Origin of the sequence: Streptomyces sp. NBRC 109706, assembly GCF_000974485.1 — a bacterium.
Classification (GTDB): Bacteria; Actinomycetota; Actinomycetes; order Streptomycetales; family Streptomycetaceae; genus Streptomyces.
Genome location: NZ_BBOM01000007.1, coordinates 588,634 through 607,870, shown reverse-complemented (window position 1 = coordinate 607,870; position 19,237 = coordinate 588,634). Strand labels below are relative to the sequence as shown.

Annotated in this window: 2 protein-coding genes; both read left to right on the top strand. The window is 74.9% G+C overall.

All coding sequences use genetic code 11. The features are described from left to right. Positions 1-67 precede the first annotated feature (67 nt). The gene (locus tag AOM46_RS16840; RefSeq protein WP_062212228.1) at positions 68-9,904 is read left to right on the top strand and encodes a type I polyketide synthase; all 9,837 of its coding nucleotides are present in this window, start codon (positions 68-70) and stop codon (positions 9,902-9,904) included. Continuing rightward, on the top strand, positions 9,901-19,167 hold the full coding sequence (locus AOM46_RS16835) for a type I polyketide synthase (protein ID WP_062212226.1): 9,267 nt from the start codon (positions 9,901-9,903) through the stop codon (positions 19,165-19,167). The genes AOM46_RS16840 and AOM46_RS16835 overlap by 4 nt, the downstream gene beginning before the upstream one ends. Positions 19,168-19,237 lie beyond the last annotated feature (70 nt).

Below are 19,237 nucleotides of genomic sequence, written 5' to 3'. Positions count from 1 at the left end.
CCGCCGCCCGCCCGCCCGCACCTGCCCGGCCCCCCGGACCCGCCCCGGACCCGCCCGAAGAGGACAGATGTCGAACGAACAGAAGCTTCGCGACTACCTGAAACTGGTCGCGACCGACCTGCGGCACACCCGCGAGAAGCTGGGGACCGTCCAGGCGGCCGAGCGGGAACCCATCGCCGTCGTCGGCATCGGCTGCCGCTACCCGGGCGGCGCGCGCTCCGCCGAGGAGCTGTGGCAGCTGGTCGCCGAAGGACGCGACGCCATCGGCGACTTCCCCACCGACCGGGGCTGGGACCTCGACGCCCTCTACGACCCGGACCCGGCGAGCCCCGGCACCACCTATGCCCGGGCCGGCGGATTCCTCGACGAAGTGGCCGAGTTCGACGCCGAGTTCTTCGGCATCTCCCGCCGCGAGGCGCTGGCCATGGACCCACAGCAGCGGCTGCTCCTGGAGACCTCCTGGGAGGCCGTCGAACGCGCCGGCATCCGGCCCCATTCCCTCCACGGACAGGACATCGGCGTCTTCGCCGGCGTCGCCTACAGCGACTACGCCACCCAACTCGACGAGACACCGGCCGAGTTGGAGGGCTATCTCGGCAACGGCAGGTCCGGCAGCGTGGCCACCGGACGGATCGCCTACACCTTCGGCTTCGAGGGCCCGGCCGTCACCGTCGACACCGCCTGCTCCTCCTCCCTGGTCGCCATCCACCTGGCCTGCCAGGCGCTCCGCAGACGCGAATGCGGAATGGCCCTCGCCGGCGGCGTCACCGTGATGTCGACGCCCGGCATGTTTGTCGAGTTCAGCCGGCAACGCGGCCTCTCGCCCGACGGCCGGTGCAAGGCGTTCGGCGCCGAGGCCGACGGCACCGGATGGGGCGAGGGCGCCGGCGTGCTGCTGCTGGAACGGCTCTCGGACGCGCGCCGCAACGGGCACCGGGTGCTGGCCGTCGTCCGTGGCTCGGCCGTCAACCAGGACGGCGCCAGCAGCGGTCTGACCGTGCCCCGGGGACCCGCCCAACAGCGGGTCATCCGGGCCGCGTTGGACAACGCCGGGCTGGCGACCGGCGATGTGGACGCCGTCGAGGCCCATGGCACCGGCACCACCCTTGGCGACCCCATCGAGGCCCGCGCCCTGCTCGCCACCTATGGCCAGGGCCGGGACCCGGAGCGGCCGCTGTGGCTGGGCTCGTTGAAGTCCAATATCGGGCACACCCAGGCCGCCTCGGGCGTGGCCGGCGTCATCAAGATGATCGAGGCCATGCGGCACGGCACCCTGCCGCGCACCCTGCATGCCGAGCAACCGTCCCCCCATGTCGACTGGGACTCGGGCGCGGTACGACTGCTGACGGATGAGGTGCCCTGGCCGACGACGCCCGAGGCGGGCCGTCCCCGCCGGGCCGCCGTCTCCTCGTTCGGCGTCAGCGGCACCAACGCCCATATCGTCCTTGAGCAGGTTCCCGAGCAGGTTCCCGAGCAGGTTCCCGAGCAGGCCCCCGAACAGGCCCCCGAGCCGGACCCCGAACAGCCCCCCGGCCGGGACCCCGCGCCGCAGGCGTCGCCCGTTCTGCCGTTCCCGGTCTCCGCCAAGGACGAGACGGCCCTGCGCACCGGGATCGAACGGCTCCGCGCCGAGCTGGCCCGCCGGCCCCAACTCGACCGTCAGGACATCGCGTTCACCCTCGCCACCGCCAGGACCCCCTTCGATCACCGCGCGGTGCTGGTCGGCGAGGAGACCGTGACGGGAACGGTGGTGCCGGGGGCCGAGCGGACGGTGTTCGTCTTCCCGGGACAGGGCTCGCAATGGCTCGGGATGGCCGTCCAACTCCTCGACGAATCACCGGTGTTCGCCCGCCGCATGACGGAGTGCGCGGAAGCCCTCGCCGAGTTCGTCGACTGGTCGCTGCTCGATGTGCTGCGCTCGTCCGATCCGGGCTGGCTGGAGCGGGTCGACAGGGTGCAGCCGGCGCTCTGGGCCGTGATGGTGTCGCTGGCCGCCGTCTGGGAAGCGCTGGGCGTCGGCCCCCTGGCGGTCATCGGCCACTCCCAGGGCGAGATCGCCGCCGCCGTGGTCGCCGGCGCGCTGACCCTGACGGACGGCGCCCGGGTGGTCGCGCTCCGCTCGCGCGCCATCGGCGAGGTCCTTTCCGGCCTCGGCGGAATGGTCTCCGTCGTCGAGCCCGCCGACGCCGTGGAACGGCGGATCGCCCGCTGGGGCGACCGGCTCTCCGTCGCCGTGGTCAACGGCCCCTCGGCGACCGTGGTCTCCGGCGAACCGGCCGCGCTGCACGAGCTGTTGGCCTCCTGCGAGGCCGACGACGTCCGCGCCCGCCGGGTGCCGGTCGACTACGCCTCGCACTCCGCCCAGGTGGAGCGGCTAAGGGAACGCGTCCTCGCCGACCTGGCCGGGATCACCCCCCGCGGCACCGTGATCCCGTTCTACTCGACGGTCACCGGCGGCGAGTTGAACACCGCCGAGCTGGACGCCGCCTACTGGTTCACCAATCTGCGCGGCCGAGTACGGTTCGACGAGGCCGTCGCCGCCGTGGGCCAGGGGGTGTTTATCGAGGTCAGCGCCCATCCGGTGCTGACCATGGCGATCGAGGAAGGCACCGCCGTCGGCACCCTGCGGCGCGGCGAGGGCGGCCTGGACCGGGTCCTCACCTCGGTCGCCGAGGCATGGACACGCGGCGTCCCCGTCGCCTGGGAACGGCTGTCGCCCGGCGGCCGACAGGTCGACGTCCCCACCTACCCGTTCCGGCGTGAACGGTTCTGGCTGACGTCGAACGGCAGGGCGCCCACCGGCGGCGGGCTGGACGGCACCGGGCATCCGCTGCTCGGCGCCTGGGTCGGCCTCGCCCAGTCCGACGGCTGTCTCTTCACCGGGCGGCTCTCCCTCGCCCAACAGCCCTGGATCGCCGACCACTCCGTCAACGACGTGGTCCTGCTGCCCGGCACCGGGCTCCTCGAACTCGCCCTGCGCGCCGCCCATGAGGCGGGCTGCGCCACCGTGGAGGAGCTGACCCTCGAAGCGCCGCTGGTCCTCCCCGAGCGGGGCGAGCTGCGGCTCCAGGTCGAACTGGGCCCGCCCGACCCGGACGGCCGGCGGGAACTCGCCCTCCACTCCCGCCACCCCGACGAGACCGGGCCCGGCGGCTGGACCCGCCATGCCACCGGACTGGTCGGCCCGGCACCCCAACAGGCCGCGGAGCAGCGGGACTTCACCAACTGGCCGCCGGCCGGCGCGGAACCCCTCGCAACCGAGGGCCTGTACGCCCGCGCGGCCGCGCTCGGCCTCGGCTACGGCCCGCTCCTCCAGGGCGTCAAGGCCGCCTGGCGGCGCGGCGAAGAGCTGTATGTCGAGGCCGAGTTGGCCGAGGAGCTGCGCGGCGAGGCCGATGCCTACGGCATCCATCCAGCGCTGCTGGACGCCATCCTGCACGCGGTGGGCCTGGGCACCGAGGACGACGACGCGCAGCAGGCACGGCTCCCGTTCTCCTGGCACGGCGTGACCCTGCACGGGTCGGGGCCCGGCGGCCTGCGGGCCCGTGTGAGCTACCACTCGGCCGACTCCGTCGCCCTGGCCGTGGCCGATTCGGCGGGGCGTCCCGTGGTCACCGTCGACGCGCTCCGCACCCGGCCCGTCAACGCGGAGCGGCTGCGCGCCGCCGGCCGACCGGAACTGCGCGCGCTCCATGAGATCCGCTGGCGCCCCGCGCCGGCCGCCGACGATGCCGAACCCACCACCCGGGTGCTGCGGATGGCGCGGCAGCCGGAGGCATCGGCCGCCGCCGTACACCACGCCGTGGAACGGGTGTTGACCGCCGTCCAGGGCGCGGTCGCCGACGGCGACCGGCTCACCGTGGTCACCGAGGGCGCGCTCGCCGTCGACCCGGCCGACCGGATCGACCCCGCCGCCTCGGCCGTCTGGGGCCTGGTCCGATCCGCACAGGCCGAACACCCGGGCCGGCTGCTGCTCGTCGACACCGACACCCCCGAGGACACCTGGACCACGCCCCCCGACGAGCCGCAACTCGCCGTGCGGGACGGAAACGTGCTGGTGCCACGCCTGGAGCGGGTGACCGATCTCGGCGAAGCCGCCCCCGCGCTCGACCCGGCCGGCACCGTACTGGTGACCGGCGGCACCGGCACCCTGGGTCGGCTGACGGCACGTCAGCTGGTGACGGAACACGGAGTGCGGCGACTGGTCCTGGTCTCCCGGCGCGGACCGGCCGCCGAGGGGGCCGAGCAACTAACGGCGGAGCTGGCACAGTTGGGCGCCTCGGTCACACTGGTCGGCTGCGATGTGGGCGACCGGGAGGCGCTGGCGGCCGTCCTGGACGCCATCCCGGCGGAGCACCCGCTGACCGCCGTGGTGCACGCCGCAGGAGTGCTCGCCGACGGGCTGGTGGAGACCCTGACCCCGGACGGACTGGCCGAGGTGCTGAGGGCCAAGACCGACGCGGCCTGGCATCTGCACGAGCTGACCCGCGGCCTCGATCTCGCCGCCTTTGTGCTGTACTCGTCTGCCGCCGGCCTGCTCGGCTCCGCCGGACAGGCGGCCTACGCGGCGGCCAACGCCGCACTGGACGGCCTCGCCACCCACCGGCGCGGCCTCGGCCTGCCGGCGCTCTCCCTGGCCTGGGGCCTGTGGGAGGAACGCAGCGGTCTGACGGGCGCGTTGGGCGAGGTGGAACTGGAACGCATGGCGCGCGGCGGGCTGCGCCCGCTCACCACCGCCCAGGGCCTCGCCCTGTTCAGCGCCGCGCTCCGCGCCGACCGGGCCTGCCTGGTGCCGATCGCCCTCTCCCAGCCGGGGCTGCGCGAACGCGCCGCAAGCGGCGAACTCCCTGTGTTGCTCAAGGAGTTCGCGCCCGTTGTCGTGCCACGCGCCTCGAACGCGAACCGGCGCGACGGCGGCGGGCTCGCCCAACGGATCGCCGAACTGCCGGCGGCCGAACGTCTGGGCGCCGTCGTCCAGTTGGTCCGCGAACATGTCGGGCAGCTGCTCAAGCATCCGGCCCCCGGGACCATCGCCGGGGACCGCGCGTTCAAGGATCTGGGCTTCGACTCGCTGATCGGCCTGGAGCTCCGCAACCGGCTCAACGCCGAGACCGGACTGCGGCTGCCCGCCACCCTGGTCTTCGACCATCCCAGTCCCGAAGCGCTCGCCGTCCACCTCCTCGAACGACTCGCGGACGCGCCACCCGCCGCCGGCCCCGGAACGACGACCCCCCGACGCCGGCGGGCCGCCTCGGCGGACGAGCCGATCGCGATCGTGGCGATGGGCTGCCGCTACCCGGGTGGCGTCGACTCGCCCGAGGCGCTGTGGCGGCTGGTCGCCGAGGGCCGCGATGCGGTCTCCACCTTCCCCGAGAACCGGGGTTGGGACATGGCCGCGCTCTACCACCCGGACCCGGAACACCCCGGCACCTCCTACACCCGGCACGGCGGATTCCTGCACGAAGCCGCCGAGTTCGACCCGACGCTCTTCGGAATCTCCCCGCGCGAGGCGCTGGCCATGGACCCCCAGCAGCGGCTGCTGTTGGAGACGTCCTGGGAGACGTTCGAGCGGGCCGGCATCGACCCGCTGTCGCTGCGCGGCCGGAACATCGGAGTCTTCGCCGGCGTGATGTACCACGACTACGCGTCCCGGCTGGGCGAACTCCCGGACGCCGCACAGGGAATGGAGGGCTACCTCGGCAGCGGCAGCGCCGGCAGCGTGGCCACCGGCCGGATCGCCTATACCTTCGGCCTGGAGGGTCCGGCGGTGACGGTGGACACGGCGTGCTCATCGTCGCTGGTGGCACTGCACCTGGCGGCCCAGTCGCTGCGCAACGGCGAATGCGAGATGGCACTTGCGGGCGGCGTGACGGTGATGTCGACGCCGGGCCTGTTTGTCGAGTTCAGCCGGCAGCGCGGGCTCGCCGCCGACGGCCGCTGCAAGCCCTTCGCCGAGGCGGCCGACGGCACCGCCTGGGCCGAGGGCGTCGGGATGCTGCTGCTGGAACGGCTCTCCGACGCGCGCCGTAACGGGCACCGGGTGCTGGCCGTGGTCCGCGGCTCCGCGGTCAACCAGGACGGGGCGAGCAACGGTCTGACGGCGCCCAACGGTCCCTCCCAACAGCGGGTGATCCGGGCGGCGTTGGCGGGCGCGGGGCTCGGTGCCGCGGATGTGGACGCGGTGGAGGCGCATGGCACGGGCACCACGCTGGGCGATCCGATCGAGGCGCAGGCGCTGCTCGCCACCTATGGGCAGGGGCGCGAACAGCCTCTGTGGTTGGGGTCGTTGAAGTCCAATATCGGCCATGCGCAGGCGGCCGCCGGTGTCGGTGGCGTCATCAAGATGGTGCAGGCCATGCGCCATGGAGTGCTGCCGCGCACCTTGCATGTGGATGAGCCGTCCTCGCATGTGGACTGGGAATCGGGCGCGGTACAGCTGCTGACCGACGAGGTCCCCTGGCCGACGACGCCCGGGGAGGACCGTCCCCGCCGGGCCGCCGTCTCCTCGTTCGGGATGAGCGGCACCAACGCCCATGTGGTCCTCGAACAGGGCCCGGTCGAGAGAAGGCCCCAGCCGCCGGCGACGGCCGAACTGCCCGTGGTGCCACTGGTGGTGTCGGGCGCGGACGAGGGCGCGGTGGACGCCCAACTTCAGCGGGTGCGGTCGTTGCCGCCCTCGCTGGACCTGGGCTGGTCGCTGGCGCGCGGCCGGGCCTCCCTTGCCCGGCGCGCCGTGGCGCTGGGGTCCGAGGTGGTGCGCGGGGGAGTGGTGCCGGGCGCCGGCCGGGTGGTGTTTGTGTTCCCGGGTCAGGGTTCGCAGTGGCTCGGCATGGCGGAGGAACTGCTGGACGCCTCCCCGGTGTTCGAGCGGCGGCTGGCCGAGTGCGAGGAGGCGCTGTCCGGCTTTGTGGAGTGGTCGTTGGTGGGGGTGTTGCGGTCGGAGGACGAGGGCTGGCTTGGCCGGGTGGATGTGGTGCAGCCGGTGTTGTGGGCGGTGATGGTGTCGTTGGCGGAGGTGTGGCGGGATTATGGCGTCGAGCCGGCTGCGGTGATCGGCCATTCGCAGGGTGAGATCGCGGCGGCGGTGGTGGCCGGCGGGTTGTCGCTGGCGGATGGGGCGCGGGTGGTGGCGTTGCGGTCGCGCGCCATTGGCGAGGTGTTGTCGGGTCGGGGCGGGATGGTGTCCGTCGCCGAGCCGGTGGGTGTTGTGGAGGGGCTGATTGCGGCCTGGGGCGATCGGCTGTCGATCGCGGTGGTGAACGGTCCCTCGGCCACGGTGGTCGCGGGCGAACCGGCGGCGTTGGACGAGCTGTTGGCGGCTTGCGAGGCGGACGAGGTCCGGGCCCGCCGGGTTCCCGTGGACTATGCCTCGCACTCCGCCCAGGTCGACGAACTACGCGAGCGTCTGCTGACCGATCTTGCGGAGGTGACACCCAACTCCGCGCCCATACCGTTCTATTCGACGGTGACCGGACAGCTCCTCGACACCGTTGAGTTGACGGCCGAGTACTGGTTCACCAACCTCCGCAGTCGCGTCCGGTTCGACGAGGCCGTCGCCGCCGCCGGAATCGGAACGTTTGTCGAGGTCAGCGCGCATCCGGTGTTGACGATGGCGATCGAGGACGCCCCTGCCGTGGGCACCTTGCGCCGGGGCGAGGGCGGCCTGGATCGCTTCCTCACCTCCCTGGCCGAAGCCTGGGTCCAGGGTGTGCCGGTCGCCTGGGAACGGGTGCTGGCCGGCGGCCGGGGGATCGACGTTCCCACGTACCCGTTCCAGCGGAAGCGCTACTGGCTGGACGCCCCGCCGCCCGGTCGACGAGGGCCGGGCACCGACGACTGGCTGTATGAGATCGCCTGGCGCCGGCAGGCCGAGCCGGCCGGGTCCGCGCTCGCCGGCAGCTGGCTGCTGCTGACCGCCTCGGGGCTGATCGAGAACGACACGATGGGCGCCATCCTCGACGGGCTCAAGGACGCCGGCGCCGATGTGCTGCTGGCCGCGCCGGGCGAGACCCCGCCGCCGGGGCAGCGCATCGACGGTGTGCTCTCCCTGCTCGCCCTCGCCGAGACCGGCCAACCCGACCCGGACGCCGACCCGTTGCTGGCCACGGCGACGCTGCCCACCGCATTGGCCGACGCCGGGGTGACGGCGCCGCTGTGGGTGCTGACCCGGGGCGCCGTCGGCACCGGCGCAGCCGATGCACCGCCCGACCCGTGGGCGGCGCGCCTCTGGGGGCTCGGCCGGACGGCGGCGCTCGAACACCCGGAACGCTGGGGCGGACTCGTCGATCTGCCGGCCGTCCCCACGGTGCCCGAGCCGGCCGTGCTGGCCCGACTGGGGCGGGTACTGGCGGGTGGGCTCGGCGCCGAGGACCAGCTCGCGGTCCGCGACACCGGGGTGCTGGCCCGCCGCCTGACCCGGGTGCGCCCGCGCGCCGAGGGGGCGGGGCCCTGGCGCCCGGCGGAGACCGGCACCGTGCTGGTCACCGGCGGGACCGGCGGGCTCGGCGCCCAGGTGGCCCGCTGGCTGGCGCAGGCCGGCGCCGACCATCTGCTGCTGCTCGGCCGCCGGGGCGACAAGGCGCCAGGCGCATCCGAACTCGCCGCCGAACTGGGCGCGTTGGGCTGCTCGGTGACGATCACGGCCTGCGATGTCGGCGACCGGGAGGCACTGGCCGGCGCCCTCGACGGCATCCCCGCCGACCGCCCCCTCACCGCCGTCTTCCACACCGCCGGCGTGCTGGACGACGGCGCGCTGCGCGATCTCACCCCCGAGCGGTTCGCCGCCGTGGCCCGCCCCAAGGCCCTGGCCGCGCACCATCTCCACGAGCTGACGGAACATCAACAGCTCTCCGCCTTCGTGCTGTTCTCCTCGTTCGCCGGCGTCGTCGGCAACGTCGGCCAGGCCAACTACGGTGCGGCGAACGCGTTTCTGGACGCACTGGCCGAGCGCCGCCGCGCCGGCGGACTGGCCGCCACCTCCGTCGCCTGGGGCGCCTGGGCCGAGGCCGGGCTCGCCACCGGCGAGATCGGCGAGCGCCTGCGCCAGCGCGGGGTGACGCCGATGGACCCACGCCTGGCCATCGCCGCGCTCGGCACCGCCCTGGAACAGGACGCCCCGGCCGTCGCGGTCGCCGATATCAGCTGGGGAACGTTCGGCCCCGCGCTGAGCGGGATCCGGCCGACCCCGCTCCTCGACGAGCTGGCCGAGGCGCGGCCGACCCCCGAGGCATCCGGCCCGGCCCGGCCGACCCTCGCCGCCCGGCTGCTCGGCAGGGGCGTCGAGGAACGGCACGAGATCGTCTCCGAGGTGGTGCGTGACCAGGTCGCCGAGGTGCTGCGCCATGAGTCGGCGGACGAGCTGGACGACGAACGGGCCTTCCGCGACATGGGGTTCGACTCGTTGACCGCCGTCGATCTGCGGAACCGGCTCGGCGTGGCCACCGGCCTGGCGCTGCCCACCACCCTGGCCTTCGACCATCCGACGATCGCCGATCTCGCCGACCACCTGCTGGCCGAACTGACCGCCGCCACCGCCGAACCGGCCGGCGCCGACCCCGAGTTGCTGACGCTGGTGAGCCGCATCCCGCTGGACCGCCTCAAGGAGTCCGGGCTCTATGCCGCGCTGCTACGACTGGCCGACGAGACGGACAACAGGCCGGACGACGAGCCGGACGAGACGGACGCCGACGACGAACCGGCGCCGGCCCGGCGATACGACGACGGCTACGCCGGGGACTACGACGACGACTTCGACGAGGACGCGGTCGACGATATGAGCGTGACCGCCCTGATCCGCCTGGTCCTCGACGACGATGCCCCCGACACCCCCGACACCCCCGATACCGACACAGCCCCCGACACCGACACCGAGCACGACGGGGACACCCCGGGAGGAACCCGATGAGCCAGACCGAGGCGAACGTTGTCGCCGCCCTCCGGGCCTCCGTCAGGGAGAACAAGAAGCTGCAGCGGCAGAACCGGGAGCTGTCCAGGGCCGCCAGGGAACCGATCGCCATCGTCGCCATGGGCTGCCGCTTCCCCGGCGGGGTGGAGTCGCCCGAGGAGCTGTGGCGGCTGCTGGAGTCGGGCGACGACGCGCTGTCCCCGTTCCCCGCCGACCGTGGCTGGGATCTCGACCGGCTGACCGATCCGGCGGCCGATGAGAGCGGCAGCAGCGCCACCGGGCACGGCGGATTCCTGCGCGACGCCGGCGCGTTCGACCCGGCGTTCTTCGGGATCAGCCCGCGCGAGGCGCTGGCCATGGACCCGCAGCAGCGGCTGCTTCTGGAGACCTCCTGGGAGACGTTCGAGCGGGCCGGCATCACCGCCCAGGAGCTGCGCGGCAGCGAGACCGGCGTCTTCATGGGCACCAACGGGCAGGACTACGCGGCGCTGTTCTCCGGCGCGCTGGACGGTGTCGAGGGCTTTCTGATCACCGGCACGGCCGCCAGCGTCGTCTCCGGGCGGCTCGCCTACACCTTCGGCCTCCAGGGCCCGGCCGTGACCGTGGACACCGCGTGCTCCGCCTCGCTGGTGACCCTGCACCTCGCCGCGCAGGCGCTGCGGAACGGCGAGTGCTCCCTGGCGCTGGCCGGCGGCGCCACCGTGATGGCCACGCCGACGGCGTTTGTCGAGTTCAGCAAGCAACGCGGGCTGGCGCCCGACGGTCGCTGCAAGGCGTTCGCCGCCGGCGCCGACGGCACCGGCTGGGGCGAGGGCGTCGGCGTGCTGCTGCTGGAACGCCTCTCCGACGCACGCCGCAACGGGCACCCCGTGCTGGCCGTCGTCCGGGGCTCGGCCGTCAACCAGGACGGTGCCAGCAACGGGCTGACCGCGCCCAGCGGACCCGCCCAACAGCGGGTGATCCGACAGGCGTTGACCGCCGCCGACCTCGACCCGGACGAGGTCGACGCGGTCGAGGCCCATGGCACCGGGACCACCCTCGGCGACCCCATCGAGGCCCAGGCGCTGCTCGCCGTCTACGGCCAACGGCGGGACGCGGAACGGCCGTTGTGGCTCGGATCGATCAAGTCCAATATCGGGCACACCCAGGCGGCGGCCGGGGTCGCCGGCGTCATCAAGATGGTGCAGGCCATGCGGCACGGCACCCTGCCGCGCACCCTGCATGTGGACGAGCCGACGCCGGCCGTCGACTGGTCGTCGGGCGCGCTGCGGCTGCTCACCGAGCCGGTGCCCTGGCCCGAGGTCGGCGACCGGCCGCGCCGCGCCGGCGTCTCCTCGTTCGGCGTCAGCGGCACCAACGCCCATATCGTCCTCGAAGCGGTACCGGCGCCGGCGCCGGAGGCCGAGGAGACGGCCGGCCCCGACCCCGAACGGCCCCTGGTCTTCCCGCTGTCCGCGCGCACCGCCGCCGCGCTGCCGCTGCAGGCCGCGCGGCTGCGCGACCAGCTGGCGGCCGCGCCCGAGCGGCGGCTCGTCGATATCGCGCACGCCCTCGCCACCACCCGCACCCCGATGGACCACCGGGCCGCGCTGGTCGCCGCCGACCACGCGGGGCTGCTCGCCGGCTGCGCCGCGCTGGCCGCCGGCGAGCCGGCGCCCGGGGTGTGGACCGGGCGGGCCCGGCGCGGCAAGCTGGCGTTCCTCCTCACCGGACAGGGCAGCCAACGCCCCGAGATGGCAACGGCGTTGGCCGACGCCTTCCCCGTCTTCTCGGCGGCGCTGGACGAAATCGCCGCGCATACCGACCCGTTGCTCGGCCGGTCGCTGCGCGCGCTGCTGACCGCCGCGCCCGGCAGCCCGGAGGCCGAGGCGCTGCGCGGCACCGAGCTGGCCCAACCCGCCCTGTTCGCCTTCGAGATCGCCCTCGCCCGGCTCCTCGCCTCCTGGGGCGTGCGGCCCGACGCGCTCCTCGGCCACTCCGTCGGCGAACTGGCGGCGGCCCAGCTGGCCGGCGTTCTGACGCTCGCCGACGCCGGCGCGCTGGTGGTGGCGCGTGGCCGGGTCATGGCGCAGGCGCCGGCCGGCGGCGCGATGGTCGCGATCGAGGCGAGTGAGGCCGAGATCGCCGCCTCCCTCGCCGACAACGCCGATCTGGTGTCCCTGGCCGCCGTCAACGGGCCCGGCTCCGTGGTGGTCTCCGGCGACGCCGACGAGGTCGACCGGATCGCCGACGGCTGGCGGCAACAGGGCCGCCGCACCAAACGGCTGGCCGTCAGCCAAGCCTTCCACTCGCCCCAACTCGACTCGGTGCTCGACGAGTTCAGAACCGTGGCGGAGAGCGTCCGGTATGCCGCGCCCAAGGTGCCGCTGGTGTCCGATGTGACGGGTGCGATAGCCGACCCCGAGCTGCTGACCACGCCCGACTACTGGGTGCGGCAGATGCGGGGCACCGTGCGCTTCGCCGACGGCGTCGGCGCGCTGCGCGAGCACGGCGTCACCGCCGGCCTCGAACTCGGCCCCGACGGCGTGCTCTCCGCGATGGCGCAGGAGTGCGCGCCCGAGGCGCTGTTCGTGCCCGCGCAGCGCGCCGAGGGCGATCCCGTCGCCGAGATCACCGGCGCGCTGGCCAGGATCCACACGGCGGGACGGCGGCCCGACTGGGCCGCGTTCCTCGGCGAGGCAGCGCCGCGCCCCGTGGCGCTGCCGACCTACGCCTTCGCCCGCGACCGCTACTGGCTGGACGCCGAACTCACCGCCACCACCCCGCTCGCGGCCCGACCGGCGGCGTTCACGCCCGACGCGCCCGAGGCGTCCGACGCGCCGGCCACGCCGCTCGGCGCCGAACTGGCCGGGCTCCCCGAGGAGGCGCGCACCGCCAGGGCCCTGGGCCTGATCCGCCGGCACACCGCCGCCGTGCTCGGGCACAGCGATACCGAAACGGTCGACCCGGACGCCGCGTTCAGCGATCTCGGCTTCACCTCGCTCACTGCCGTCGAACTGCGCAACAGCCTGGTCGCCGCCACCGGCGTCGAACTGCCCGCCAGCCTGGTCTTCGACCACCCCAGCGCCCGCGCCGCCGCCGCGCACCTCGTCACCGAGGCGCTTGCCGCCCCCGCCCGCGCCCCCCGGCGCGCGCCCCGCGCCCGCACGGTCGACGAGCCCATCGCCATCGTCGGCATGGCCTGCCGCTACCCGGGCGGCGTCGCCTCGCCCGAGGACCTGTGGCGGCTGGTCGACGACGGCGTCGACGCCATCGGCCCGTTCCCCACCGACCGGGGCTGGGACCTGGACACCCTGCTGCACCCCGACCCCGAACACCCCGGCACCACCTATGTCGACGAGGGCGGGTTCCTCACCGGCGCCGACCGGTTCGACGCCGCGTTCTTCGGCATCAACCCGCGCGAGGCGCTGGCCATGGACCCGCAGCAGCGGCAGCTCCTCGAAGTGTCCTGGGAGGCGCTGGAGCGGGCCGGCATCGCGCCCACCACGCTGCGCGGCAGCGACGCCGGCGTGTTCGTCGGCGCCGCCACCCAGAACTACGGCGTCGGCCTGCCCGAACTGCCCGACGGCGTCGAGGGCTATCTGATGACCGGCAACACCGGCAGCGTCATCTCGGGCCGGCTCTCCTATGTCCTCGGCCTCGAAGGGCCCTCGCTCACCGTCGACACCGCCTGCTCCGCCTCGCTGACCGCACTGCACCTCGCCTGCCGGGCGCTGCGCGCGGGCGAGGTCGAGCTGGCGCTGGCCGGCGGCGTGATGGTGATGCCGACGGCGACGCCCTTTGTCGCCATGGCCAAACAACGCGGACTGGCCGAGGACGGCCGCTGCAAGGCGTTCGACGCGAGCGCCGACGGCGCCGGGTTCGCCGAGGGCGTCGGCGTGCTGATCGTGGAACGGCTCAGCGACGCGCGCCGCAACGGGCATCCCGTGCTCGCCCTCGTCCGGGGCACCGCCGTCAACTCCGACGGCGCCAGCAACGGCCTCACCGCGCCCAACGGGCCGTCCCAGGAACGGGTGATCCACGCCGCGCTGGCCGACGCCGGACTCACCCCCGACGCCGTCGACGCGGTCGAGGCCCATGGCACCGGCACCAGGCTGGGCGACCCCATAGAGGCCCAGGCGCTGCTCGCCGTCTACGGCCAACGGCGGGACCCGGAACGGCCGTTGTGGCTCGGATCGATCAAGTCCAATATCGGGCACAGCCAGGCCGCCGCCGGGGTCGCCGGCGTCATCAAGATGGTGCAGGCCATGCGGCACGGCACGCTGCCGCGCACCCTGCACCTCAAGGAGCCCACGCCGCATGTCGACTGGTCGCGCGGCGCGGTCGTGCCGCTCGCCGGCGCCAGGCCCTGGCCCGAGGAGGACGGCCGGCCGCGCCGCGCCGGCGTCTCCTCGTTCGGCGTCAGTGGCACCAACGCCCATGTGCTGCTGGAACAGCCGGCACCCGAGGACCGGCAACCCGTCGACGAGGCCCCGCCGGCCGACGACAACCGGCCCGTGGCGCTTCCCGTATCGGCCAGGACCGAGCCCGCGCTCCGCGCCCAGGCCGCCCGACTCGCCGGCTATCTCACGGGAGAAGGCGCCGACCACCGGCCCCTGGACATCGGCTGGGCGCTGTCCGCCGGACGGGCCGCGTTCGCCCGGCGCGCCGTCGTGGTCGGCCGCGACCGGGCCACCCTGACCGAGGCGCTGACCGCGCTCGCCGACGACCGCCCGCACCCGGCCGCCGTCCGGGGCGCGGTCGTCGACGACCCCGCCGGGCCGGTCTTCGTCTTCCCGGGACAGGGCTCCCAGTGGCGCGGCATGGCCGCCGAACTCCTGGACACCGCACCGGTGTTCGCCGAACGGATCGCCGACTGCCAGCGGGCCCTCGATCCCTATGTCGACTGGTCGCTGGCCGACGCGCTGCGAGGCGGCCCCGACGCGCCGTCCCAGGAACGCACCGATGTCGTCCAGTGCTCGCTGTTCGCCGTGATGGTCGCCCTGGACGCCCTCTGGCGGGCGCACGGGGTGCGGCCCGCCGCCGTACTCGGCCACAGCCAGGGCGAGATCGCCGCCGCCCACTCCGCCGGCGCCCTCACCCTCGACGAGGCCGCCCAACTGGTCGCCACCCGCAGCCAGGCGTATCTGCGGCTCGCCGACACCGGCGCCATGGCCTCCGTGCTGCTGCCGCACGGCCAACTCGAACCGCTGCTCGCCCCCTGGGACGGCCGGCTCTCCGTCGCCGCCGTCAACAGCCCCCGCGCCACCGTCGTCTCCGGCGATCCGGCGGCCGTCGAAGGGCTGATGGCCCAGCTTGGGGAACGCGACGTCAAGGTGCGCCGGGTCCCCGCCAACGCCGCCGGCCACTCCCCGCATGTCGAGGTGCTGCGCCACCAGATCGTCACCGCCTTCGCCGGCATCGCGCCCCGCGCCGGCGAGATCCCGTTCGCCTCCTCGGTGGCCGGCCAGGTCACCGACACCAGCACGCTGGACGCCGGCTACTGGTTCGCCAACCTGCGGCAGACCGTGCGCTTCGACCTGTCCGCCGGGGCCCTGATGGACGCTGGCCACCGGGTGTTCATCGAGATCAGCCCGCATCCCGTCGTCAACCTGTTCCTCCAGGAGACCGCCGCCGACCGGGGCCACCAACCCGTGGTGCTCGGCTCGCTCCGGCGCGACGAGGGCGGCCTCGACCGCTTCCTCACCAGCGTCGCCGAGGCCCATGTGCACGGCGTCGGCGTCGACCTGACCCGCGCGGCCCCCGGCGGGCGCCGCGTCGACGTGCCCACCTACGCCTGGCAGCGCACCCGTTACTGGCTCGCCCCCGGGCACGGCACCGGGGATCTCTCCGCCGCCGGCGCCGAGGCCGCCGAGCACCCGCTGCTCGGCGCGCGGGTCTCGCTGCCCGACGGCGGGCTCGTCCTCACCGGACGGCTCTCCGTCCAGAGCGAGCCCTGGCTCGCCGACCACGCCGCCGCCGGCACCGTACTGCTGCCCGGCGCCGGCCTGTTGGAGCTGGCGCTGCGCGCCGGCGCCGCCACCGGGGCCGAACGCGTCGAGGAACTCACCCTGCACACCCCGCTGGTGCTGCCCGAACGCGGCGGCGTCGCGCTGCGCGTGGTGGCCGAGGCCGCCGACGCCGCCGGCCGCCGCCATCTCGCGATCCACACCCGCCGCACCGACGACGAACCCTGGCTGCGGCACGCCGACGGCCTCCTCACGCGCCAGGGCGACGGCCAACTGCCGGATGACGACGACCCGTTCGCCGTCTGGCCGCCGCCGGGCGCCGAATCCGTTGCCCTGGACGGCGCCTATGAGCGCCTGGCCGAGGCCGGCTACGACTACGGCCCGGCCTTCCGTGGTCTGCGTGCCGTCTGGCGGCGTGGCGCCGAGACCTTCGCCGAGGTGCGGCTCGACGACAAGCCGCGCGCCGATGCCGAACGCTACGGGCTGCACCCGGCGGCCCTCGACGCGGCGCTGCACGCGGCGGCGGCCGGCCGCGCCGACACCCAGGTGCGGCTCCCGTTCGCCTGGGCCGGCGTCACCCTGCACGCCGTCGGCGCCGGCACCCTGCGGGTGCGGCTGACGGCGCTCGGCGACGACACCATGGCCGTCCGCGTCGCCGACGGCACCGGCGCGCCGGTGCTCAGCGCCGACGCGCTGGCCGTCCGGCCCATCGACGTCGCCGCCGTCCAACGCGCCGCGTCCCGCACCGACCTGGCGGCCGACCGGCTCTACGAAACGGTCTGGACGCCGCTGCCACCGGCCGCCGTCCCCGATGTGCCGACCGGCCGCTGGGCCGCCGTCGGGGACATCGCCCTCGCCGAGGGCCTGCAGTCCGTCGGCGTCCCCGTCGACTCCTATCGCGATCTCGCCGAACTCTCCGCCGCCGTCGCGGCCGGCACCCGGGCACCGGAACTGGTCGTCGCCGCCCCGGAAGCCGGCCCGGAAGAGGGGCGCGAACTGGCCGCGCGCACCCATGCGTTGACCCGCCACGCCCTGGCGCTGACCGCCCGACTGCTGACCGACGCCGGCCTCGCCACCACCCGTCTGGCGCTGCTCACCCGGGGCGCGCCCGGTCCCGGCAGCGACCCGATCGACCCGGCCGCCGGCGCCCTGTGGGGCCTGCTGCGGTCGGCCCAGTCGGAGAACCCGGGGCGGCTTCTGCTGCTGGACGTGGCCCCGCCCGACGTCCCGACCCCCTGGCGCGAGGTCGCCGCCGCGCTCGCCACCACCGACGAACCCCAACTCGCCCTCCGCGCCGGGACCTCGCACGCCCCCCGGCTGGCCACCGTCCCCCGGACCGAAGTCGCCGAAACCGACGCCCCGTTGGGGCCCGGCACCGCGCTGATCACCGGCGGCACGGGCACGCTCGGCCGGCTGGTGGCGCGCCATCTCGTCGAGCGACACGGCGTGACCCGGCTGCTGCTGCTCAGCCGCAGCGGCGGCACCGTCGACTTCGCCGACGAGCTGGCCGCGCGCGGCGTCGAGGTCAGCGGCGTCGCCTGCGATGTCACCGAACGGGCCGCGCTGGCCGCCGTGTTGGCGGATATTCCGGCGGAGCATCCGCTGACCGTCGTGGTGCACGCCGCCGGCGTCCTCGACGACGGCGCGGCCGTCTCCCTGACGCCGGAGCGGTTGGCCCGGGTGCTGCGGCCCAAGGCCGACGCGGCCGTGCATCTCGACGAGCTGACCGCCGACCATCCGCTGCGCGCCTTCGTCCTCTTCTCCTCCGCCTCCGGCACCTTCGGCGGCCCGGGCCAGGCCAACTACGCGGCGGGCAACGCGTTTCTGGACGCGCTGGCCGCGCGCCGGCACGCCGAGGGCCGGCCGGCGACCTCCCTGGCGTGGGGCACCTGGGCGCCCGCCAGCGGCCTGGCCGATCTCACCGAGGTCGACCTGCGCCGGATGGCCAGGGGCGGCGTGGTGCCGCTCGGCGCCGACGAGGGCCTGGCGCTGCTGGATCTGGCCCTCGCCCGGCGCGAGCGCCCCGTGCTGGTGCCGGTGCGCCTCGATCTGCCGGCGCTCGCCGCGCAGGCGGCGGCGGCCGGCGTGCCCGTGCCCGGGCTCTTCCGCGGCCTGGTCCGGACCGCACCGCGCCGGGCGGCGAGCGGCGCGGCCGCCCCCGACATGCGGCAGCGGCTCGCCGCCCTGCCGGAGGACGAACGGCTCGACGCGCTGCGGGAGTTGGTCCGCGAGCAGACCGCGACCGTGCTGGGCCACGGCTCCGCGGCCGCCGTCCAACCGGACGCCGGGTTCGGCGAGTTGGGCTTCGACTCGTTGACCTCCGTCGAGCTGCGCAACCGGCTCGCCACCGCCACCGGCCTCACCCTGCCGCCCACCCTGGTCTTCGACCATCCGACGCCCGAGGAGCTGGCCGGCCGGCTGGCCACCGAACTCGCCGGCGCGCTCGACGCCTCGGCCGGCGCGCCCGGCGGGGCACGGGCCGGCGCCGCCCCGGGCGGCGGCAGCACCTTGCTGCCGCTGTTCGCCGGCGCCGTGGAACGCGGCGCGGTAAGGGAGTTCGTCCTCGCGATGGACGCGCTCTCCCGGTTCCGCCCCTCGTTTGACGACGACCAGGGGCACGACGGCGCGGGCGAGGCGCCCGCCGTGCGGCTCGCCGGCGGCGACGCGGGGCCGCTGCTGCTCTGCCTGCCCCCGATCATCGGCGTCTCCGGGCCGCACCAGTACGCCAGGTTCGCCGCCGCGCTCCGTGGCCGGCGCACCGTGCTGGCGCTGCCGCACCCCGGGTTCCGCGCGGGCGAACCGCTCGCCGCGAACGCCCGCGCGCTGGCCGCCGCCCACGCCGGGACGGCGCTGCGGATCGCCGACGGCGCGCCGTTCGCGCTGGTCGGCTACTCGTCGGGCGGCTTTGTCGCCCAGGCCGTGGCCGAGGCGCTGGAAGCCTCGGGCACGCCGGCGGAACGGGTGGTGCTGCTGGACAGCTATCCGCCGGACGAGACCGAGCTGTTGGAACGGCTGGTGCCGGCCGTCGTCGGCGGCCTCCGGAGCCGCAAGGACCGGCTCCTCGGCGGCGACGACGACGCCTGGCTCACCGCGATGGGCCGCTATATGGGCTTCGACTGGACCCCGTCCCCGGTCGGGGCCGGCACCCTGCTGGTCCGCTCCAGCACCCCGCTGGACGGCTTCCCCACGACCGGATGGCAGGCCACCTGGAAGTACCCGCACGACGCCGTGGACGTGCCGGGCGACCACTTCACGATGATGGAGGACCACGCGGACGCCGCCGCCGACGCGGTGGACCGCTGGCTGCGGGACTGATCCCCCGACGGCCCCGAAGAGCACCCCGGTGCTCGAACTCGCCACCTCCGACGCGCAGTTGACGGTGCGT

What these genes read in the sequence shown, in the direction of transcription:
- AOM46_RS16840 (WP_062212228.1), top strand. Translation starts at nt 68, where the DNA reads ATGTCGAACGAACAGAAGCTTCGCGACTACCTGAAACTGGTCGCGACC.
- AOM46_RS16835 (WP_062212226.1), top strand. Translation starts at nt 9,901, where the DNA reads ATGAGCCAGACCGAGGCGAACGTTGTCGCCGCCCTCCGGGCCTCCGTC.